We start from the raw sequence: 21,074 nt of genomic DNA on the forward strand, positions 1-21,074 counted from the left end.
TGTCCTCACTCACTCTGGAAAGCTTGTTCGCGGAAGCCGGGTTCACGCCCAACCCACCACAGCTCCAGGCGATCTTGCACATCCACGGGCCGCTGTTCCTGGTGGCCGGCCCCGGCTCTGGGAAGACCCGTGTGCTGCTGTGGCGCACCGTTAACCTGATGGTCTTCCACGGCGTGAAGCCCGAGGAGATCTTCCTCGCCACCTTCACCGACAAGGCCGCCAAGCAGCTCAAGGACGGACTGCTTTCCCTGCTCGGCCTGGTCACCAACCGCACGGGGCAGCCATATGACCTGTCCAGGATGTACATCGGCACCGTGCATTCCCTGTGCAACCGGCTCCTGACTGACCGGGCGTTTTCCCCTGGGAGGCAGCGGTCGCAGTCCCCGGTCGTGATGGACGCCCTGGAGCAGTATTTCCACCTGTACCGCAAGCGCTTCTGGAGGGATGCCCTGGCAGCGCTGAGCATCGAGGACGACCTGGAAGATGTGCAGGCCCAGATCAACCGGGTGTTCGGGAACAAGAACAGTTCCTCGCGGCACAAGGCGGTGGTGGGGCTGCAAAGCCTGTTCAACCGCTTCAGCGAGGAGAACCTCGATCCGCAGGAGCTGTTGGCACGGAACACCACTCCGGAGCTCGATCTCCCCCTGAAGCTCTATGCCCACTACCTCACGACGTTGGGACAACAGGTCGACCTCTCCCTGCTCCAGCAGGCCGCCTACCGGGCCGTCACGGCCTTCCCGGACGCCTCCGCCCTGTTCAAGCACGTCATTGTGGACGAATACCAGGACACGAACGCGATCCAGGAAAAGCTGTATTTCGCTCTTTCCGGCTGCGGGAATATCTGCGTGGTGGGGGACGACGAGCAAGCCCTGTACCGCTTCCGGGGTGCGACCGTGGAGAATTTTGTGCAGTTTCCGGAGCGCTGCCACCAGTACCTCCAGGTGCCCCCGACCCGCATCGCACTGAACACCAACTACCGCTCCCGCAAGGGAGTGGTGGACTTCTACACGGCCTTTATGGACGTGGTGAACTGGAAGCGACCAGAGGGTGGCGCCTATCGTATCGAGGGCAAGGGCATCCAGGCGAACAGCAATGATGCCGCCCCCTCCGTCGTCGTCAGCGATTCCGGCCACCCCGAGGACGTATCCCGCGAGATCGCCAGGCTCATCAAGGATCTGATCGACGCGGGCAAAGTGCAGGACGCCAACCAGATCGCCTGCCTGTTCCCCAGCGTGAAGAACGCCCCGGCCAGGCGCCTGGAGGCCGCTCTGGGCGAGCTGGGCCTGAAGGTCTACTCCCCCCGCGCTAAGCGCTTTCTGGAAACCGACGAGGCCACAGTCATGCTGGGCTTGATGATGCAGGTCACCGGGCGCACGCCCCGCGAACTGGAATTCAACGGTGGGGACTACAAGCTCTACCACGATTGGCTGGACGTGGCCGAGAAGGAGGCGAAGGCCGTGATCAGGCAGGACGCCCGCCTCGCCAGCTTCCTTCAGGAGCGCAAGGCCGAGATCGCCGCTACCCTCAAGGACTACCACGCTCTTCGAGGAGTGCTAGAGAAGCAGGGCTGGGCGCTGACCACCCCGTACGATCCCGATGTGCACAAGCGGGCGCTGATGGACGCCACGGGGCTGAGTGGCCGGGCCAGGCAGGGGATCGGCAACCAGCACTTCGACCGGGTCGCCCGCGAGCGGCAAGCAGAAGGCAAGCCGGTCACGCTGAATTACGCGATCAACCGGGCCACGTCGCTCGACTGGACGGTGCTCGACCTCTTCTACCGCCTCACTGCCTTCCAGCCGTTCAAGGCGATGTTCGACCTGGCCGAGCAGGGCCAGGACGAGGGGCCGGTCACCACCCTCAGCCTGGTGTCGCAGCTCGTCTCCCGCTTCCTGGAGGAGACGCAGACCATCCTCACGGCCAGCAGCTTCGACAACGACTTGCTCCGGAACCAGTTCAGCGGCTCATACCTGTTCGCGCTCTTCCGCCTGGGCGAAGGCGAGTACGAGGACGAGGAGGTTCCCTTCCCCAGAGGCCGCGTGCCGTTCCTCACCGTCCACCAGAGCAAGGGGCTGGAATTCCCGGTCGTGGTGCTGGGCAGCGTCCGCAAGGACGACCGGGGGCCGCAGACGGTGGAGACCCTGGTGCGGCCCTTCCTGCCCGGGGGCGGCGAGCCGCTGGAAAAGATCAGCACCTTCGACACCATGCGGATGTTCTACGTGGCACTCTCCCGCGCCCAGAACCTGCTGGTGCTGGCCCACACCAAGGGCGCGGGCCAGAGCACCCATGATTCTTTCAAGGTGATGCTGGCCGGATCCGTGCACCGTATCCGCGACCTCGACCTGAACACTGTCCCCGCCGCGAAGCACGAGACGGACGACACCAGCCGCACCTACTCCTACACGGCGGACTACCTGCGCTACCTGGAGTGCCCACGGTCATACATGATCTTCCGCAAGTACGACTTCGCGGATTCCCGCACCGGGGGCATGTTCTTCGGGAATCTGGTTCACCAGACCATCGAGGATCTGCACAACCGCCTGATTGCCGTGAGGCAGGGAGTGAACGCATGACCGCGCCGCATGACCTGGAAGGCTTCATCCGGGACGCCTTCGAGCTGAACTACGAGCGCATCCGCCTGGAGACGGGCCGCGCCGTCACCCCGAACATCCGCGAGGCCGCCCTGGAACAGGTGATCCTCTATTACCGGCGGATGCGGGAGGTGGCCGAGAACGTCACCGACACCGAGGTGAAGCTGACCCTGCCGGAGCAACGGACGCCGCTGGGCCGCCGGTTCACCCTGGAAGGCGTAGTGGACATCGTGCGCGAGGGGAACCAGACCGTCATGTACGACGTGAAGACCCACCTTGACGCGGACAGCGCCCACGGGCAGCTCGATCAGTACGTGCAGCAGCTCAACCTGTACGCCCCCATCTGGCAGGGCCTGCGGGGGCAGCCGCTTGACGAGACCGCCATCATCGCCACCCGTCCCACCCGCGAGCTGCGGCAGGCGCTGCGGGACGGCACGCCGGCCACCGTGACCGCCGCGCTGGAGAAGTGGCAGCCGTGCATCACCATCCCGCTGGACGCGGTTGCGGTGGACGACACTGTGGAGCAGTTCGGAACAGTGGTCGATCAGATTGAGGGTCGCGAGTTCCGCCCGCCGCCCGTGGAGCGGCTCCGCGCCCCGATCCGCCCAGGAGCCAAGCAGCCCTTCGGCACCGCCGTGTGCGCCAACTGCGACGTGCGCTTCACCTGCAACAGCTACCGTCAATTCCGCCTTCAGACCACGCCGGGGGTCGCCCCCGACCGGGTGATGCAATCAGCCCTGGACGAGTACGCCAGCAGCACCGAGCAGGGACAATGGGTGGATGCGAACATGGGCACCCTGGGCCGCAACAGCCTGCCTGACGCCACTGACTTTGACGTGGGAGATGCCCGATGAAGTCCTATCAATTGAGCGCGCTGCAAAGAGTGTCTATTCAGGATGTGTGGCCGAAGGAAGCGCAGGACTTCACTCCGTGGCTCTCCGGACATCTGCCCCTCCTTTCGGACGTTCTGGGCATCGAGTTGCAGCTGGTGGCCACCGAGCATCCCGTCGGCCCGTTTCGGGCGGATCTGCTGTGCACTGCGGGCTCTGAGGAAGCACTGGTCGTTATCGAGAACCAATTCTATAAGACTGATCACAGCCATCTCGGGCAACTCCTTACCTACGCCGCAGGTACAAAAGCCAGCACACTGGTGTGGATTGCGGAGACTTTTACCGCCGAGCACCGTGCCGCGTTGGACTGGCTGAATACCAACACGCCGGTCGGCGTCAATTTCTTTGGTCTGGAGTTGGAACTCTGGAGGATTGGAGACTCTCTTCCAGCCCCAAAATTCAACGTCATCAGCCAACCCAACAACTGGACGAAACTCGGTGTGTCTGGTGTTCAGGAAATCACGCCGACCGCGCAGCTCCAGCTGGCCTTCTGGACGGCCTTCCGGGAGTACGTACTGGAACGCACCACGGCACTCAAACCTGGGCAGCCTCAACCCTTGAATTGGTACGAGTTCTACATCGGGAAGTACGGCTTTTGGATCGGTGCTCGGGTCAACACCAAACTCAACAGCCTGTGGGTGGCGCTTTTCATGCAGCCGCCGGCTACGAAGGCGATGTTCCAGCAGCTTGAAGCTCAGAAAGCAGATATCGAGGCTCACTTTGGGTGTGCCATGATCTGGAAGGAAAATCCGGATCTCAACAAGTCGAATATCGAACTCCACCGTCTGAACTCGGATTTACGCGATCAGGAGCGATGGCCAGAATACTTCGACTGGCTCCTATCCCAGCTTCTGAAACTGAAACAGGTGTTCGTACCCCTTCTCCCTTCTTTATCGGATGAGGTAGGAACGTTACCCACATATGAGGAGAACCCATGATCGACGAAATGAAGCGCCCCGAGCGTTTGGACGAAGACCGTATTGAGGCGATCAAGGCCCTGTTTCCCGAGGCCTTCCCGGACGGGAAGTTTGACGCGCAGACGCTCAAGGAACTGCTGGAGAGTCCTGCGGAACCACCAGTTGAAGGCGGGGAGTTCTACGGCCTGAACTGGCCTGGGAAGCGGCAGGCGAGGAAGCTGGCGGTGAAGCCGTCGGAAGGCACGCTGGCTCCTGTGCCCGGCCTGGGCGTCAGCGAAGACACCACAGGCAACGTCATCATCGAGGGCGACAACCTGGAAGTGATGCGGACGATTCTCAAGGCCTACGCGGGCAGGGTGAAGCTGATCTACATCGATCCGCCGTACAACACCGGCAGGGACTTCGTGTACAGCGATGACTATTCGGAGCCGCTGGAGACTTATCTGCGGCGCACCGATCAGCAGGACGACATGGGGCTGCTCACCAGCAATCCGAAAAGCGGTGGCCGCTATCACTCGAAGTGGCTGGACATGATGTATCCCCGCCTGAAGCTGGCGCACGAGCTGCTGTCGCCGGAAGGGGCAATATTCGTCAGCCTGGACGACAACGAGATCTTCAATCTTCGGCACCTGATGGATGAGATTTTTGGAGCGGAGAACTTCATTACGACGGTGATATGGCAGAAGGTCTATGCGCCGAAAAACTCAGCCAAACACTTCTCTGAAGATCATGACTACATTGCCATCTATGCCAAGGATGGGGATTACTGGCGTCCTAGGTTAATGCCCCGAAGCGATGAAGCCAATGCTAGGTACATAAATCCAGATAATGATCCTAGAGGGCCTTGGAAGCCTGGGGACACTACGGCGCGTAATTACTACGCCGATGGTCTATATGAGGTTGAAAGTCCAAGTGGGAAAAAATTTACACCAGCACGAGGAAACTACTGGAGATATAGCTTTAGTCGTTTCAAACAGCTAGATCAAGATAAAAGAATCTGGTGGGGACAAGAAGGTGGAAATATGCCTTCCGTCAAACGTTTTCTGTCTGAAGTAAGGCAGGGAATCGTGCCGCAAACGCTTTGGAAGTACGAGGATGTTGGGCATACACAGGATGCGAAAAGGGAACTTATCGAGTTTGTAGGATTTGAAAACACTGATAATGTAATCGACAGTGTGAAGCCTACCAAGCTACTTCAGCGCATCCTGCATTTAGTGACAGATTCAAATACCAATGACATTGTGCTGGATTTCTTCTCCGGCACAGGTTCCACCGGACATGCTGTCATGAAGCAAAATCACGAGGATAAGGGCAACAGAAAATTCATTCTAGTTCAGTTGCCTGTCGAGCTGGATACGCCCGAGACGAAGCTGAAGACCATCGCAGACGTGACGATGGAGCGGATCAGAAACGTCGGTGCTGCCCTGTCCAGCGAGAAGACCCAGGCGGATGTGGGTTTCCGGCTCTTCCGCACCTCAAGGTCGAATCTCACGAAGTGGCAGACCAAAACCGCACGTTCCGTCGCGGAGTTGCAGGGCTTTGACTTCACTGGTGCGGGCGCTCTCGTGCCCGACTACAAGACGCGGGACGTCCTGACAGAATTGATGCTGCTCGAAGGCTTCCCCCTGGACAGCCGGGTGGAACAGTCGCCAGAGTTTGACGATGAGGTTCATGTTGTCACGCACCCCGAGCGCAGTTTCCGCCTGCTCGTGTGCCTCAGCACCGATACTCTGTCAGACGCCACGGTTCAGGCGACGGCGAAGTACCCCAAGGACACCTTCGTCTGCCTGGAGTCCAGCCTGAACGACCAGCTCAAGCTTCGGCTCGCGGACGCCGTCGAGAACGTGAAGACCCTCTGATATGGCCTTTGAATTCAAGTTCAATGCAGATCAGCCTCACCAGAAGGCTGCGATCAACAACACCGTGGAGCTGTTCGACGGCTTCCAGCGCCTGGACACCGAAGCCGTCATTCTGGCCGACGAGATCATCCCCAACCTGCCGGAAGGCACGTCGCTCGACGAGGAGTGGCTGACTGAGAACCTCCAGGCCGTGCAGCTCGGTCACAACCTCCAGTTCCCCGACGCCGCCATGCCGGTGCGGGGGCTGGAGATGGGCACTGAGGCGGACGGGATGATGCTGGAGGGGGTCAGCAATGATTCCCACCGCGCCCCGCACTTCACGGTCGAGATGGAGACCGGCACCGGCAAGACCTACGTCTATTTCCGGACGATGCTCGACCTCTACCGGCGCTGCGGATTCCGTAAGTTCATCGTGGTGGTGCCGAGTATCGCCATCCTCGAAGGGGTGAAGAAGACCTTCGAGGTCACCCGCAAGCACTTCCAGGAGCTGTACGGCGTCACCAACTTCAAGTTGATCGAGTACGACGGCGCGCGCCTGGGGCAGTTGCGGAACTTCGCCCAGAGCCAGTACCCGGTCGTGATGGTGATGACCACCCAGTCCTTCAACCGGGCGTCCAACAACTTCTACAAGTCGACCGAGAAGCTGGCCGGATCGCGCCTGCCCTACCAGTGGGTGCAGGAGACGCGCCCCATCGTGATCCTCGACGAGCCGCAGAACATGGGCTCCGACCGGGCGAAGGAGGCCGTCCGCACGCTGGCCCCACTGTTCGTGCTGCGCTACTCGGCCACCCACCGCGCGGGCGAGACTCCGAACACGATCTACCGCCTCACGCCCATTGAGGCGTTCCGTCAGGGCCTGGTGAAGCAGATTGAAGTCACAGGTGTCTCGGAACTCTCTGGCCTGAACGTGCCGCAGTTCCGCGTTGAAGAGATCACCCGCAACCCGATCACCGCGAAGGTGCGGACGGTGGCCGTGCAGGACGGGTTGACCAGCGAACAGACCTTCACCCTACATGGCGGTGACGACCTGTTCAAGAAGACCAAGAACCCAGCCCACGAAGGCTTCGTGGTGGACAACATCGGCGTCCCAAAAGACGACTTGCCAGGCTTTGTGAAGTTCACGAACGGTGAGGAGATCGGCACGGGCGACGAGGTGCTGGGTTCGCGCACGGAAGTGTGGCGCGCGCAGATCCGGGAGACGATCCAGACCCACTTTGACCGTCAGCGCCGCCTGAACAGGCACCGCGTCAAGGTACTGTCGCTGTTCTTCATCGACCGGGTGGCCAACTACCAGGGGCAGCCGGGGACGATCCGCCGCCTCTTCGAGGAAGAGTACGTCAAGCTCCAGGCGCAGTACCCGGAGTGGCAGGGTAAGGCCGCTGGCGAAGTTCACAAGGGCTACTTCGCCAAGAAGAAGGTCAAGGATCAGGAGGTCTACAGCGAGGACGTGAACCAGAAAGCCGATGGTGACGAGGCCAAGGAAGCGTTCCGACTCATCATGCAGGCCAAGGAAGAACTGCTTTCCTTCGCTGAGCCAACCGCCTTCCTGTTCGCTCACAGTGCCCTAAAAGAAGGCTGGGACAATCCGAACGTCTTTCAGATCTGCACCCTGAACCAGACCGTCAGCAGTACCAAGAAGCGTCAGGAGATCGGCCGTGGCTTGCGCCTGTGCGTGGATCAGGAGGGGAACCGCCCCGAGGAGTTGAATCTCAACATCCTGACGGTCGTGGCGAACGAGAGCTACGAGAGCTACGTGGCGAACCTCCAGCAGAACTACACCGATGATGGCGAGGGTGCCCCACCGCCGCCCAGGAAGCCCAGCCTGTCCACTGCCAGGCGCAGGGACGATCTTTTCAACGGTGAGGCCTTCCAGACTTTCTGGAAAAAGCTCTGCCAACGCCTGTCCTACCGCATCGAGGTGAACACCGACGAGCTGGTGCAGGAGGCGGTGAAGGCCCTGACGGGGGCCAAATACCCCCAGCCCATGCTCTCGATCTCCAAGGGGCAATTCGTGGTGCGGCAGTACGTCCTGCGGCTGGAGAAGGTCATCGGACAGGCCGCCGTATTGCTGCTCGAAACCCGCGATTCGCAGGCGGTTTCGCAAGTCTCACTGGGAATCACGAACACGCCCGCCAACCAGCACCAGGTCGTGCTGGAGGTAGGGGCTGACCTCAGCAAGCACAAGTCCTTCCCCTCCGGCGATCCCCGCCGGCAGCACTTCCGCAAGTTCAAGGTGCAGAAGATCTACGAGCAGTACGGGGAGTGGCGGGTCAAGTTTGACAACGAGGTGGAGATCAGCCCGAGCGAGCCGTACTGGATGGACGTGCAGGTCACGGCTCCGAAGAGCACGCTGGATGTGCAAGTTGTGGCAGAGGCGCAGCCGATCCCAGACTTCATCGGGAGGGCCGCGGCCGAGACCGACCTCACGCGGGCGACGCTCATTCGTATCTTCAGGGAGGTGCCGGACGGCGTGAAGGAAAAGTTGCTTACCAACCCGGAGGGGTGGACGAACACCTTTGTCTCTACTCTCAAGAACGTGCTGGCCGACCACGTGGCCGACCGGATCAAGTACCACGGAGGGCATGAGGTCTTTAGCAGCCCGGAGGACCTGTTCGCCCCGGAGGTCAAGCAGCCCCAGCGCGAGCTGGTGGACGACGAGACGGGCAAGGGGCTGTACGACCTGGTGCAGATCGACTCGGAGGTGGAGCGGGCCTTCGTGCAGCGAACCATCCACGACGACGGGGAGAACGTCGCGGTGTACTTCAAGTTTCCCCCCAAGTTCAAGCTGGGGCTGCCCCGCGTGATTGGGAACTACAACCCCGACTGGGCCATCGTGCGGCTTGGGGACGAGCAGACGCGGATTGAGCTGGTGCGTGAGACGAAGGGCACAACCGACGAGAGCGGCCTGCGCTTCGAGAGTGAGAAACGCAAGATCAGGGCTGCCAGGCGGTACTTCGAGGCGTTGGGGATCGACTACCGGGTGGTGACTGGAGAGACCGAGCGGTATTGGGAAAAGGCTTCCGAGAAGGGGGGGCACGGCCTGCTATGACGGTTCCCGCAGGAGCACCCCTGCCCAAGCGGCTCAGGAAGCTCGCCGGTCAGCTGCGGGACTTAAGCGGGAACATGCCCCGAACCATCCACGGGTTGGCGAGTTGGCTGGCTCGGGCGGCAGTCGTCTGCCAGAACGGCGAGCCGTACCTGGCAGACCGGCTTCAGGGTGAGCCCACAACCGTGGAGGAGCAATGCATTCAGGCGGCCCAAGCAAACCTTGCCGCCGTCGTTAAGCGCTGGAAGCCCCAGATCACTCGCTTCATCTCGTTGGTGCAGCGTTATCCAGACCAGACGGTGGCGTTCCGAGAAGGTCGGCGCCGCTTCATCGCCCTCGTTGAGGTGGGGGAAGGCATTCGGTCACCTCGACTTCGGCGGGAGCTTGAGGGGCTTCAGAAGGTGTTGTCCCATACGGGGTCCCGTACCGCCACACGTCCGGAGCAGAATGTGAAGACCCGCGAGTTGACGCGGGCAGCAAACGAACCGATTCCTCTTCCTCGCCTCATGCCCCCAGTTCCCCCTGCGCCGAAGCGGGTCATTCCCCTTGCGGAACCGGCCCGTTTTTCAACCTGGGCAAAGTGCGGGGTGTGTAAAGCGAAATTGGTGGATCTGGTGTGCATTGTCTGCCACCGGCACGTTTGCCCGAGATGTGGCGCATGCTCGTTTACCTGTGAGGCCAGGAATAGGAGAAGGGAAATGGTTCAGTTCCCAGCCTTCAGGGAGAGCCGCGTGGGCTTCGTCCCGGAGGAAGAATGGATTGCACGGAAGCGGGAGATGCGGGAAGGAGTGGGTCGATCACTTGATTTCGAGGTCTAGGAGCAGGAGTGCAGCCTTACCAGGAAAGGAAATTTGATTTTGAGAGACCGTGCTGCTCATCCATCAACCCAGGACATTGCTGAGCGCTTGGACGATCTGGCCGTACAGATTGAACAGACCGCTCAGGCGCTAAGTGCGTCCGCCGTTGAACTTGATCGTCAAGCTGTCGCCTCGTGAGACACGACGTGCTTACAGTGAGTTAAGTAGGTCGAAGTTGATCTTTAGATCAACCGAGCGGAGCGAGTATCGAGAAAAGTATGTTGAAGCTAACATTGCGAGATTCCGGCGTTTTCCCGGAATCTCGCAATGTTAGCTTCAACCAAGACTTTCCACGAAGAGCCAGAGTGAGTGTCACACGGCCTCAAGCACGGCGACGTGACGCTCCATGTCGGTCAGGACACCATTTTTCGCATTCTGCGCTGCCAGGTGCTGGGCTGAGCGCCAGGTCAATGACAGATCAGCCTGACGCACCAGCAACACGGCGTGAAAGGCCTCTACGACACACCAGACCCAGTTCTCCTGGGCCTGGATTGTGCGGCACCGACACTGTCCCAGACCCAGGTTCTGCTTCAAGAAGCGGTGAATCACCTCAATTCCCTAGCGGGCCTTCCAGGCCCGCAGCAGCGCGCGAACCGTGAATGACGAATCGAACGTGCTGAAGAGGCAAAAGCACGTCCATTCACCGTGCACCTTCCGCCACACAATGAGGACATCGAAGGTGCCGACCGCACGTGAAACGCGGAGTCTGCGCACCCGCCACTCCAGCTCGTCATACAGATGGCAACGTTCAGGTGGAAACTGCTCAGCCAGCGCTTCGAGGGTGAGGGACTCACCCTCGAACTCGACCGTCATGTTCCGCTTGGCGCGCACCAACATCGGAATCTGGGTCTGGCGACTGAAAGCCACGACCTCATCACGCCCGAACTCCCCGTCCACGAGGACGCCGGCCATCGCGACTCCGGCGGCGCGGCACGCCTGAACGGTGTGGATCATCTCCTGGGTCGCGGTGCGGTACGGGTACATCGGGGTTTCCAGCATCCGGGAGACTTTGAACTGCTCCAGGAGTGGGGTCGGGTCGTGCCCCAATTTCACCAGGGCGGCAGAGGTGAACTGGTGGCCATGTCAACGGCGACTTAAAATTGACCACTTTCGGCGGGTTAAATTTGACCACCCTGCCAGCTGTCATTTCCGGTTCACCTCCTGATTGGTGGGACTGAGCCCCACCAGCGTGCTCGGGAACAGCCCAGATTTCTTCTTCTCCCGCAGCCGGTACGATTCGCCTTTGATGTTCAACACGTGGCTGTGGTGCAGCAGCCGATCCAGGATGGCGCTCGCCACCACCGGATCGCCCAGTACCTCGCCCCAGTCACCGAAGCCCTTGTTGGATGTCAGGATCACACTCCCGCGCTCATAGCGTGCCGCGACCAGTCCGAACAGGGCATTCGCTGCCAGGCGGTCATAGGGCCACACGCCGAATTCGTCGATGACCAGCACCTTCGGTTTCAGGTAGAAGCGCAACCGATGCTCCAGCCGGTTCAGGGCCTGCGCTCGGCGCAGGTCCTCCATCAACTGGCCGGCCCGCGTGAACAGCACGCTCTCCCCCTGTTCGATGGCGTTCACGCACAGTCCGACGGCCAGGTGCGTCTTCCCGACGCCAGGCGGCCCCAGCAGGATCACGTTCTGTCCGTCAGCGGCAAACGACAGGGTGCCCAGTTCCTTGATCAGCCGCTTGTCCACGCTCGGCTGAAAGGCGAAATCGAAGCTGTCCAGCCGCCGGTCGAAGGGCAGTTTCGCGAGTTTCAGTCGGCGGGTTCGGCCGTGTTCATCCCGGGCGTTGACTTCGATCCGCAGCAGATCTGCCAGGAACTCCGCATACGGGAGTTCCTTCTTGGCGGCCGCGTCCAGTCGACTGTCCAGCAGGCTTGCCGCATGCGGCAAGCCCAGTCGCTCCAGGTCGTCCCGACAGCGCTCCACCGAGATCATGCTGACCCCTCCCGGAACACGTCGGCCAGCACCTCGTCCAGCGTGACACTGTCCTGAATGGCCACCAGGGCGGCATATTCCGCCAGGGGACGCTGCTCGACCTGCACGTCCGACAGCGCTTCTTGCTGATAGGCCAGGTGCGGGCCACGTCGGGCGGCCGCGCCACCCGCCGGCAGGCCGTCGTACTGTCGATCCACCACGAATCGCGCGCCGCGCTGAGCTGACCGGGGATGCACGGCGATGCGACATCCACCGCTGAAGATCTGCACCGTGACCTGGTCGGCCTGCACGTCGACGCCCTGACCGGCATACGACCAGGGCACGCCATAGAAGTTGCCGGCATACGACACGAAGCTGTCCCAGCTGACCTTGCGGGGTTCCCGCAGGAACACCGCGATGGTGTCGACCGGTGGGATGGGGGTCAGGGCCGGCTGTTCCTGGTGCAGTCGATCCACCGGGCGGTCACGCGTCGTGCCGTGAACGCGGGAATTCGCGATGTGGTCAAGCCAGGATCTGGCTTGACGGTTCAGATCCGCGTCGTCCACGAACTGCGCACCCAGCCAGAAGTTCTTCTCCACATACCCGACGCCGCGCTCGACTTTGCCCTTGGTGCGCGGCCGGTACGGGCGGCACAGCCGGATGGCAAACCCCAGCCGCAGCGAGAAGTCCAGGAATTGTGGATTCCAGACCGGCGCGCCGGTCTGGTCGCGTTCCAGCACGACCTGCTTGGTGTTGTCGTACAGGATGGTCTGGGTGATCCCGCCGAAATAGGCGAACGCGTTGACGTGACACCGGATGAAGCTCGCGGTATCTGCCTTGCGGATGAACTCGACGTACAACGCTCTTGACCAGCCCAGCACCATCACGAACGCCCAGATGGAACACGTCTGGCCCTCCAGATTCCGGTAGCTGTACCGCCCGAAGTCCACCTGCGCCTGTTCCCCGGGCTGAGTTTCGAAGCGGGTGGTGAGGCGCTGGGCGGACACGTGTGTCCGCCGAAATGGGCGCACAAAGTCCTTGACGACGGTGTACTGGCCGTCGTACCCGCGTTCCTGTAGTTCACGGAATAACACCACGGCATTCAGGACGCCCAGCTCGATCCGGCCTGTCAAAAACTCTATGAAAGGGGCCAGCTTGCTCCCCCGGGGTTGACGTCGGCGTGGCTGCGGGAGGCCGGGATCGCGGAGGTACTTCTTGACGGTGTTCCGACTGACGTTCAGGGTTTTGGCGATGCCGCTGATGGACTGACCTGCCGCCTTGAGCTCGATGATGTGCCGCACCTGTGCGCCTCCAAGCATGCCGACCTCCGACTCGTAGTGAATCGCAGATCGTGGGGGGCTCCAACCTCGGCATGGTCAATTCCTATCCGCCACTTTTGATCATTTTTAGGCCGCCAACGACAGCCAGGACGGGTTCGTTCTTTTCCGCTGTATTGGAGGCTCAGCCCTTCCATCTCGACGCCGGCGTGAGGAACCAGCACACAATCGACGGCCAGGAACGCGCCACAGGGCGCATTCCTGGGACAGCGCGATTATCCACACATTGGCGAAGGAGATCATGCCATTGAGACTGGTGACACGGTGCAGCAGCGCCGTGACGATGCTGAGCGGTAGGCTGGGGAGGCGAGGCAGAGTCACTTTGCATGAAGGCGCATGAGACCGGGGTTTTTCAGCTCCTGCACTCATCGGCTTTCGTTGCTGTCGACGTTCTTTATCTTCTTGAAACTTTTGCTGTAACGAAGCGCGAGGGGTTCAGGGGCGCTGATGATGCGATGGTTCTGTCAGAGGGTGCCGATGCACGTGACGGGTGAGCGGGTGGTGGGTGCGGATGGGCGGGTGTGGTTAGTGTTCTTGGTGGCGACAAGGCTGGCGCTCGTGTGCGGAACGGTGACGTGCTTGGAGGCTTAGGAGCGTGTACCTGAAATGAAACGATCCCGGAAGTTGTTCCGGGATCATCACGTCATGACGGGGATTACATCATGGCGTGGGCCATCTCCATGTGCCGGGAGTAGTCGTCCGCAATCAGTTTGGCATGCCGTTCGGCGAAACCTTCCTCGAGCAGCGCACGTCGAACGAGATCCTTATGCTCGTCGCGGTCATCAAGGCCTTCTGCGGCTGCCGCTTTGATGAATTCGAGCCAGCGCTCACGGTCATTGGGATGACTGTTGCCCGTGCTTTTGTTCGCGCTGTGGTAGCGGAACAAGTCGTATGTTTCTACGGTGAGTAGGTTGCGAAGGTGAACCGTAGCGGGGGTCTGCCGAATTCCCACGGTTGATGGAAGCAATGGGCGCAGGGCGGTGACAAAATCCTGTTCGAGTGTGTTGGATTCGGTGAGGGAGATGTCGTCTTCGCCCTTGTCAGGCACAATGTTGACGATCTTCGCAATCGGTTCATCGCGGTTGAAGTCGATTGCGAGGAGTGGGCGTTTTCCATCGGAGCGGGTGTAGTACCGCTGAGTGAGGCCGAGGTGCCCTTTTGCGGGTTCAAGGTCGTGCCGGCGCGTCCATTGGCCGATCGTGGTGGGAAGTGTATCGAACGTGGCTATGAGGTTCGTGTCGGTGAAAGTGGTTTTCAGGTATTGGGGTCGCTCGCCGCTGGTGGGGCTGGTCATTATTGGATCCTCCTGTAAATTAGGCACTTGGCCTGCAGGGAGCTCAAGACCTTTGTCCAGGGCGGCGCTGAGTGTGTTCCAGTCGCGCCAGCCGTGGATCCGTGCAATGAGGTCAAGTGTCTTCCGGTGCCCCAAGGTTACGGCTTCGTCGCTGAGTGCAGCGCGAAGGCGTCGTGCTTGGGCCTTTAGGGCCTGAGCGGGGGCAGTCATAGTTGTTTCCTCCAAAGAGCGAAGTGGTGGAGTTCCCGCTTTGTCCGCCACGCGCCCTTTGAGGGAAGCAGCGATGACGAGGGTCATGCGCTCGCGCTTAGCCAAACCATCGCTGGCGCGGGAGGCGGGCGGCGAGCAACCGTTCTCATAAAATAGCGGCTCACTTCGAGTGAGTGTGAGAAAACCGTCACTATTGCGTTTGAGCGGCAGGGTGTATGGCGCCGCGTGCTGGGCGCTCCGAGCGTGACGGCCTCCGCCACGTTGAGCGCGGCGCTTAAGGATCCGTGCTTTGATTCGTAGCGACGGGGCACCTAGAGCGACCCCGTGGCATCACCGATCGTGTGCGATGTGCGGTCAAGCATCCGCATGGTGTGGAGGTCAAAACGGTAAGATCTCAGCTCAGATTAGTAAGTGGAATCGGAAGGAAGACAGTTTCGCGCTGTAGCCGAGTCACTGAAGCAGAACACCGTCGCTTTTTTGGTCAGAGCTAGGTCGGTCAGGCTATAGCGCTCAGTTGCTGACGCCGGAGCCTGAGCATGTTGGTGCCTAACGGGGGCAGCAGATAGTGTCGGCTAACCCATATGTATCCTGCAAAGAGCTGCACCCCGTCAGCCGGAATCCTCGCCGGAATGCCTGCCTGAACGGAAGTTGCCGGCAGCCCCAGCAATGCCATGGCAGCACGCCCTTGCGCCTCGTCGTCAGAAACCGTCATGTAAGTCTTGCCAGCGCCTCGGCCAACTCGGCGTGTCCCCGCTGACCGGGGCGCGGCGATTTCGCCACTTGGTGCAGGGCCCGGCGCAGTCTATGCATTAGTACGTCGTCGCTTACATGCGCGTCGATTCGCACCCGCATCAAGGGCAGCCCCGCCAGGCGGCAGATCGTGTTCTTCAGCCCGTCGCGCCCGCTCTGGGGAGGGTGGTCGTGCTGTGGCACGTCGGCTTCCACGGCCAGAACCGGCAGCAGGCTGCACCCGCTGTAGATCACAGCGTCCAGCTCGGCGGCTGGGTGCGCCAGGAACTTCAGCGACGCTGAGTCGAGGTACGGCTGCGCCAGGACTGGATCGACGACCTCGCTCAGCCGCAGGTTGGCCATGACCGCGCAATTGGGGAAGAGCAGCACCAATGCCCGAAAGATCCGGCGTTCAAGGGGGTTGGCACACACGGGTATCAGCAGGTCAGGCACCGGCAGGATCAGGCTGATGTGCACGGAGCTGCGCAGGTCAGCCTGCGCCAGGGAGCGGATGCTGGCCGCCAGCGCCCAGCCATGCGGTGTCTGTACGGCCATGCCGACCTCAGTGAGCCGCACCATCATGCCGAATACCGCTCGGGTGGGCACCTGCACGGCCGCCGCCAGCGTGTCCGTGGGCACCTCGCCGTCGTGGGCGGCCAGCGCGGCGAGCAGGCGGCGCTGACGCAGTTCCAGCTCCCCGTAGCGGCGGCTGGCGTCCAGGACTCGGGCCGGCAGTCCTTCACGCAGGGGCGTCTGCCGGCCCGCGTGGTTCAGCGCCACGGTCACGGCTCAGGCCTCGCTGGTGTGACTGCGCCTGGCGCGGCCGGTGCCGATGTGGCCGACCAGCCAGCCCTGCACGAGCAGGTCGTCAGCCGGGTAGGTGAGCGGGGGATAGGCAGGGTTCTCGCTGCGCAGCGTGACCGTACCGTTGTTGCGGTGCCAGCGCTTCAGGGTGGCCGTCTCCTCGCCTGGCACTGCCACCAGGGCGATCTCACCGGACAGCGGTTCCTGGGTGGTCGGATGGATGGCCACCAGGTCGCCCGGGTAGATGCCGATACCCATCATGGATTCGCCGCGCACCCGCAGCAGGAAATCTCCTTCGTGCAGATCGAGCACATCCTGGAGGCGGGTTGCACGGGCCTCGATGTCCGTGCTGGCGAGGGTGGGATGGCCAGCGGCGACCTCACCGAGTACCGGGAAGGTCAGGGTGCCGTGCTCTTCGGCGCGCGGAGTCCGGCGGGTGACCGCCACATTCCAGCCCTGTTCAGTCAGATGGATTGGAACGGTCTGGCGTCCACTTGCCGGATAGCGGATGGCTCCACGGTTGAGCAGCGCCAGCAGGTATCCGCGGATGTTCTGCCGGGGCAGGCCGAGTTCGGCGGCGAGCCGGCTGGTTGTGACGTGTTCGCCCAGGTTTTCCAGGCGCGCGATCGCTTCGAGAACGTCACGGGTTCGGCCTTTCACCACGGTTTCGTCAGCCTTGTTCATGTGTCATCTGACACATGATAGGAGCTGGGGCCATCGGATACAAGGTCGGCGGATCGAGTTCAGTCATTCGGGAGATGCCCCCGCAGCGTCCGTGCCAGGCTCTCGTTGGTTGTATACGAGTGGGTTATCCGTCCGAACCTCCAGCCCAGAGGTGCCGCCGGCCAGGTGCGTTGACCAAGGCGGCTGAGCAGCAGGGACAGGAGTGCAGCTTCGCTGGCCCTGTACCACCGCGTCCGGGCGGCCACGATCAGGGGCCCGAAATCACTCGCGTTGAGCCGCTCTTTTTCGAGGATGTAGGCGTAGTGGGAGTCGCGAGAGATCTCAAAGATCAGACAGCGCCACGGAACGCTCGATGGACGGCGGCTGGTACCCAGGGCAAGCTCACGCACGTTGAAGCCACGCGATTCGAGTAGCGTCAGGGCTCCACGGAGCCGCTCAACATCCATCGGATTGAGTTTGAAGGTCGAACCCTCTGGAACACTGCCGACCACTGCCTTGCGCACGCGTGACTTGCGCGTGGCTGACCTGCCAGTAGACACCGTACCCTCCACGGTCAGGGTTCCCTGAACAGACACCGAGGGTGACGGTTGGCGCTCCACGTCGTGGAAGAGAGGCCGCTGCTGCGAAAAGTGTGCGGGCAGACCGGGAAGCCAGATGGTGGCGCGAGACCTCTGTCCTTGAGCTGTGGAATCAACAACGATGTTGTCCATATCCACGGTGAGCAGGGTCTTGCCCCCTGCATCGCCCTCATCGGGCTGGCCGGACTCATCCGAGGCAGTATGACTCGGCAGGCTCACCTCGAAGGCACGTTCCACGTCAACTCGCAGAACCTGCTGAACCAGGAAGCGGGGCATGCCCGTGTTCGCCACCCAGTTCCCGGAAACGTGGATCTGAGCTTCCCCCTGGTACGGAAACAGCGCGGCGACATGGCTTAACTTGGGGAGTCCGATGGCTCCTGGCGCAGATGCGGCCATGAAACTGGTATCCAACTGCAGGGCCTGCTTGCGTGCCCAGGCATCTTGCAGGAGCCACGCCATGGTCAGGGACTCTTCAGCCGAAAACCCTTTGGGCAGCGCATCGACGTGCAGGACGTCACCTTTCCAGGTGGAGTGGGCCTCAAGTTCAGCCAACACCTCTGGGAGCCGGTCGGAAAGGACGGCCTGCAACAATCGTCCCGAACTGCCGTAACAGTAGCGGATCATCTCCGTCATAGGCACGACGACTTCGGCGCCGTCGTGGCCCGGCAGGATCAGGCAGGGTGAATCCGAAAAGGTGGCCCAGTTCTGAGGGCACCCAAAGACGTTTTTTGGGAATAAGGGCTGGCCGCCTGAATCCAGCTCGCCCAGACGCCGTACGCGCTGAAAGGTGAAATCGGTGACCAGAGACAGGGTTCGTGCGGAAGGTTGATGCTGGGCGCGGCGGCCTCTGAGAAACAGGGTGCCGATCGTGAGGGCCGGCAATTCGCCTGCAGGAACGCTGATCACCTTGCAGCTTCCCTTTCTCTGAACAGGCGTGAGGAGTAGCCGCGTGTTCCTGGAACCGTCGAAAGAGGCCACGGGCATTAAGATGCCGAGTACACTCCGCTGACCGCTGTGATTTGGATCGATGAACTGTGGCCCCAGCCAGGTCAGCAGGCGCGGGTGGTCGTCAACCACGAGACTGCGGAATTGGGGCCAGGCCAACGTCATATCACCCGGGCCAGAAGCTGAATCTCATTCTCAAATAATTTGCACCATTCTCGTTTATCGTGAAAGCTGACAGCGGGGGCTGCGTCGTCCTCGGCTGGCCACTAGCGCGGTGCAGCCGTGTTGTTAACGTGATGCAGGGCGTCCCAGAGCGCAGCCACACCGGGCAGGTTATTCGCCAGTGATCTGCACACCTTTCCAGAAGGCAACATGACCCCTGATCTGCCCGGCAGCTTCCTTCGGGTCGGGGTAGAACCAGGCGGCGTCCACGTTCTGCTGCCCGCCGACTTCCAGGGTGTAATAGTTCGCTGTGCCCTTCCAGGGGCAGACCGTGTGCGTACTCGACGGCTTCAGGTATTCCTGACGCACGCTACTAAGCGCAAAATAATGGTGGCCTTCGACCACGACCGTCTGCTCGGACTGCGCGATGATTTGACCATTCCAAGTAGCTTTCATAGGGGTCTCTCCAGGGTGTTGACCCGGCGGTTCAGGGAACGGCGTGCGGCCCGCATCAATGGAGGTCGGCCACGTCGGCCAGCAGTTCGGCCAGCTGCTCCTTGGCGCGGAAGACCCGGCTCTTGGCGGTGCCGGTGGCAATTCCCTGAAGCCGGGCAATTTCTTCATAAGGCAGGTCCTCGACAAAGCGCAGCACCACAGCCTCGCGGTATTCGGGGGCCAGTTTCATCAGGGCACGCTGCACCCGGTCCTGCGCCTGTTCACTCTCGGCGGCTTGCACAGGGGTTCGGGCATGGCTGGTGACCTCGAAACCAACTTCCTCACGCGCCTCGTCGAGGCTAAAGCGCTGGTGCTGTTTGCGGCGGTGAGACTCGATCTGGGTATTGCGGGCCACCTGATACAGCCAGGGCAGGACACGCTCGCCCGGATGAAAGGTGGCGATAGAACGCCACGCCCGGTAAAACACTTCCTGGGTCAGGTCAAGCGCGTCTTCGCTGTTGCCTTCGAGCCGGTACAAGTAGCCGTACATGCGGTTTTCGTATGTGCTGACAAATTCGTGCCAGGCTGCTTCGTCTCCCGCCGCCAGCCGAGCATGGACTTCGGCTGCAAGAAGGTCAGGGGCGGTCAACTGGTCTGGCTGCTGGGTCTGACTGTCCACGCTCTGCACACCATACCGCGTTAAGGGTCGCTGTTCCCCTGATCAAGGAGAAAGGTGCATGAGAAAAGAGAGTGGGCATCAGCTGCCGACTCTCCTCCAGGGTGTGCCGCACTGAGCGCGGCGAGGGCTGCTCAGTTGTTGTTGTTTAGCAGCAGGTTCTGTATGGGCGTGGGGGCGTCGGGGAACTTGACCACCACGTTGACCACTGTGCCTGGCACCGTCTGCGGATCGATGTTGATCCAGTGGCTAGCCAGGATAGGCGGATCGGGCTGCGCGTCGATGGCCCGCACCAGCACGCGCCCCTGCGTGGGTACGAAAATGCACCAGCCGTCTTGCCCGGCAGCCACAAAAGCGCGGGTAGGCAAAAGGCTTTGCAGGGTCAACTCTTCGTTGGTGGCCCAGTACTCAATGAGCAAAACGGCCTGCTGGCGTTCCTTGTCGCGGGAGTCGATATCAAGCTGGATTTCGACGGTGTCGGGTTTGCCGGGCACCAGGTTGGTCCAGCCAGGAACCACGAAACGGTTGCTGCTGGCGCTCTTGAATTGCTGTTGTTCGGGGGGATTAGTCATGGGTATACCTGCCCAGAAGTATCGCACACATTAAAACCCTGCGCTGCCCCTGATGGTGGTGTCTAAGTGGCTGGCGGGTGATGGGTGCATCACCGGCCCAAGCAGAGCGAGTAGCCAAGAGCTACTTACCACGGGCTAAATGATACCGAAAATTCGCTTATGATTCAGAGCCGGGCTTGCAGGGATGCGGGACCGCCGACGCCTCAGTTGGCGCGGCGGACGGTGCCGATCAGGGCTTTCATGGCGAGGTAGCCCACGCTAAAAAACATCAGCGGGGTCAGGTTGAGGCTGAATTCAGCGTCTTTTTCGGGTTCCAGCGCGTTTTGTTTACGGTACTTGATCATGTTTCCAGCATAAATGAAGCCCTGGCCCCCGGCGGCTTTCGTTAAGAATTTAGGATTCTAGGCCGTGGTTCCGCAGACCCTTCTTGCTGCCGCCCCATGACTCTCTGTGGAGTGGCCGAGTGGCCCGCCTCTGTTGCCAACTGCATTACACTCGGCCTATGCTCGTGTATCACCTGCCTGGAACGTTCGACACCCGTGAAGCTCACCTCGACCTGTTGTGGGAG

At 61.3% G+C, this 21,074-nt stretch carries 17 protein-coding genes; 5 read left to right on the top strand and 12 right to left on the bottom strand.

The window, feature by feature from the left end; all coding sequences use genetic code 11:
* The first annotated feature begins 23 nt into the window (after positions 1 to 23).
* From QZ269_RS00365 to QZ269_RS00385, 5 genes are read left to right on the top strand one after another with little or no spacing between them, the layout of a single operon-like run.
* Entirely contained in the window at positions 24 to 2,570 is a 2,547-nt protein-coding gene (locus QZ269_RS00365; RefSeq protein WP_291423087.1) for an ATP-dependent helicase, read from the top strand.
* Complete coding sequence (locus QZ269_RS00370) at positions 2,567 to 3,442, top strand: PD-(D/E)XK nuclease family protein (RefSeq protein WP_291423089.1); 876 nt, start codon at positions 2,567 to 2,569, stop codon at positions 3,440 to 3,442. Before QZ269_RS00365 ends, QZ269_RS00370 begins: the two co-directional genes overlap by 4 nt.
* Positions 3,439 to 4,416 (top strand): DUF4268 domain-containing protein, encoded by a 978-nt coding sequence (locus QZ269_RS00375; protein WP_291423091.1) that lies wholly within the window; start codon positions 3,439 to 3,441, stop codon positions 4,414 to 4,416. Before QZ269_RS00370 ends, QZ269_RS00375 begins: the two co-directional genes overlap by 4 nt.
* Complete coding sequence (locus QZ269_RS00380) at positions 4,413 to 6,254, top strand: site-specific DNA-methyltransferase (protein WP_291423093.1); 1,842 nt, start codon at positions 4,413 to 4,415, stop codon at positions 6,252 to 6,254. Before QZ269_RS00375 ends, QZ269_RS00380 begins: the two co-directional genes overlap by 4 nt.
* Before the next feature lies 1 nt (position 6,255).
* Complete coding sequence (locus tag QZ269_RS00385) at positions 6,256 to 9,303, top strand: DEAD/DEAH box helicase family protein (RefSeq protein ID WP_291423095.1); 3,048 nt, start codon at positions 6,256 to 6,258, stop codon at positions 9,301 to 9,303.
* Between the two features lie 1,166 nt (positions 9,304 to 10,469).
* Here QZ269_RS00385 and QZ269_RS00390 read toward each other — a convergent pair.
* The 12 genes from QZ269_RS00390 to QZ269_RS00445 form a co-directional block, all read right to left on the bottom strand.
* On the bottom strand, positions 10,470 to 10,691 hold the full coding sequence (locus QZ269_RS00390) for a hypothetical protein (protein ID WP_291423097.1): 222 nt from the start codon (positions 10,689 to 10,691) through the stop codon (positions 10,470 to 10,472).
* Positions 10,692 to 10,715: 24 nt separating this feature from the next.
* On the bottom strand, positions 10,716 to 11,156 hold the full coding sequence (locus QZ269_RS00395; RefSeq protein WP_291423098.1) for a hypothetical protein: 441 nt from the start codon (positions 11,154 to 11,156) through the stop codon (positions 10,716 to 10,718).
* A 144-nt stretch (positions 11,157 to 11,300) separates the two neighbouring features.
* Positions 11,301 to 12,101: an IS21-like element helper ATPase IstB gene (gene istB / locus QZ269_RS00400; RefSeq protein WP_291423101.1), complete on the bottom strand. Its 801-nt coding sequence runs from the start codon at positions 12,099 to 12,101 to the stop codon at positions 11,301 to 11,303.
* On the bottom strand, positions 12,098 to 13,381 hold the full coding sequence (istA, locus tag QZ269_RS00405) for an IS21 family transposase (RefSeq protein WP_291423103.1): 1,284 nt from the start codon (positions 13,379 to 13,381) through the stop codon (positions 12,098 to 12,100). The genes istB and istA overlap by 4 nt, the downstream gene beginning before the upstream one ends.
* Before the next feature lie 691 nt (positions 13,382 to 14,072).
* A complete protein-coding gene (locus tag QZ269_RS00410) occupies positions 14,073 to 15,008 on the bottom strand; it encodes a glyoxalase superfamily protein (RefSeq protein WP_291423105.1) in 936 nt (311 codons plus the stop codon).
* A 621-nt stretch (positions 15,009 to 15,629) separates the two neighbouring features.
* The gene (locus QZ269_RS00415; RefSeq protein ID WP_291423106.1) at positions 15,630 to 16,436 is read right to left on the bottom strand and encodes a DUF2726 domain-containing protein; all 807 of its coding nucleotides are present in this window, start codon (positions 16,434 to 16,436) and stop codon (positions 15,630 to 15,632) included.
* A 3-nt stretch (positions 16,437 to 16,439) separates the two neighbouring features.
* The gene (locus QZ269_RS00420) at positions 16,440 to 17,138 is read right to left on the bottom strand and encodes a S24 family peptidase (RefSeq protein ID WP_291423108.1); all 699 of its coding nucleotides are present in this window, start codon (positions 17,136 to 17,138) and stop codon (positions 16,440 to 16,442) included.
* Positions 17,139 to 17,197: 59 nt separating this feature from the next.
* Positions 17,198 to 18,826, bottom strand: coding sequence for a hypothetical protein (locus QZ269_RS00425; RefSeq protein WP_291423111.1), 1,629 nt, complete (start codon positions 18,824 to 18,826; stop codon positions 17,198 to 17,200).
* A 168-nt stretch (positions 18,827 to 18,994) separates the two neighbouring features.
* Positions 18,995 to 19,279, bottom strand: coding sequence for a DUF427 domain-containing protein (locus QZ269_RS00430; protein WP_291423113.1), 285 nt, complete (start codon positions 19,277 to 19,279; stop codon positions 18,995 to 18,997).
* A 55-nt stretch (positions 19,280 to 19,334) separates the two neighbouring features.
* Positions 19,335 to 19,937, bottom strand: a complete 603-nt coding sequence (locus QZ269_RS00435; RefSeq protein WP_291423114.1) for a sigma-70 family RNA polymerase sigma factor — start codon at positions 19,935 to 19,937, stop codon at positions 19,335 to 19,337.
* A gap of 131 nt (positions 19,938 to 20,068) precedes the next feature.
* Positions 20,069 to 20,506, bottom strand: coding sequence for a uracil-DNA glycosylase (locus QZ269_RS00440; RefSeq protein ID WP_291423116.1), 438 nt, complete (start codon positions 20,504 to 20,506; stop codon positions 20,069 to 20,071).
* 203 nt (positions 20,507 to 20,709) lie between these two features.
* Entirely contained in the window at positions 20,710 to 20,850 is a 141-nt protein-coding gene (locus QZ269_RS00445) for a hypothetical protein (protein ID WP_291423118.1), read from the bottom strand.
* Between the last annotated feature and the right edge of the window lie 224 nt (positions 20,851 to 21,074).

The organism is Deinococcus sp. (assembly GCF_018260405.1).
Lineage (GTDB): Bacteria > Deinococcota > Deinococci > Deinococcales > Deinococcaceae > Deinococcus.

What these genes read in the sequence shown, in the direction of transcription:
- QZ269_RS00420 (WP_291423108.1), bottom strand. Translation starts at nt 17,138, where the DNA reads ATGAACAAGGCTGACGAAACCGTGGTGAAAGGCCGAACCCGTGACGTT.
- QZ269_RS00445 (WP_291423118.1), bottom strand. Translation starts at nt 20,850, where the DNA reads ATGATCAAGTACCGTAAACAAAACGCGCTGGAACCCGAAAAAGACGCT.
- QZ269_RS00425 (WP_291423111.1), bottom strand. Translation starts at nt 18,826, where the DNA reads ATGACGTTGGCCTGGCCCCAATTCCGCAGTCTCGTGGTTGACGACCAC.
- QZ269_RS00370 (WP_291423089.1), top strand. Translation starts at nt 2,567, where the DNA reads ATGACCGCGCCGCATGACCTGGAAGGCTTCATCCGGGACGCCTTCGAG.
- QZ269_RS00410 (WP_291423105.1), bottom strand. Translation starts at nt 15,008, where the DNA reads ATGACCCTCGTCATCGCTGCTTCCCTCAAAGGGCGCGTGGCGGACAAA.
- istB (WP_291423101.1), bottom strand. Translation starts at nt 12,101, where the DNA reads ATGATCTCGGTGGAGCGCTGTCGGGACGACCTGGAGCGACTGGGCTTG.
- QZ269_RS00395 (WP_291423098.1), bottom strand. Translation starts at nt 11,156, where the DNA reads ATGCTGGAAACCCCGATGTACCCGTACCGCACCGCGACCCAGGAGATG.
- QZ269_RS00430 (WP_291423113.1), bottom strand. Translation starts at nt 19,279, where the DNA reads ATGAAAGCTACTTGGAATGGTCAAATCATCGCGCAGTCCGAGCAGACG.
- QZ269_RS00440 (WP_291423116.1), bottom strand. Translation starts at nt 20,506, where the DNA reads ATGACTAATCCCCCCGAACAACAGCAATTCAAGAGCGCCAGCAGCAAC.
- QZ269_RS00375 (WP_291423091.1), top strand. Translation starts at nt 3,439, where the DNA reads ATGAAGTCCTATCAATTGAGCGCGCTGCAAAGAGTGTCTATTCAGGAT.
- QZ269_RS00380 (WP_291423093.1), top strand. Translation starts at nt 4,413, where the DNA reads ATGATCGACGAAATGAAGCGCCCCGAGCGTTTGGACGAAGACCGTATT.
- QZ269_RS00385 (WP_291423095.1), top strand. Translation starts at nt 6,256, where the DNA reads ATGGCCTTTGAATTCAAGTTCAATGCAGATCAGCCTCACCAGAAGGCT.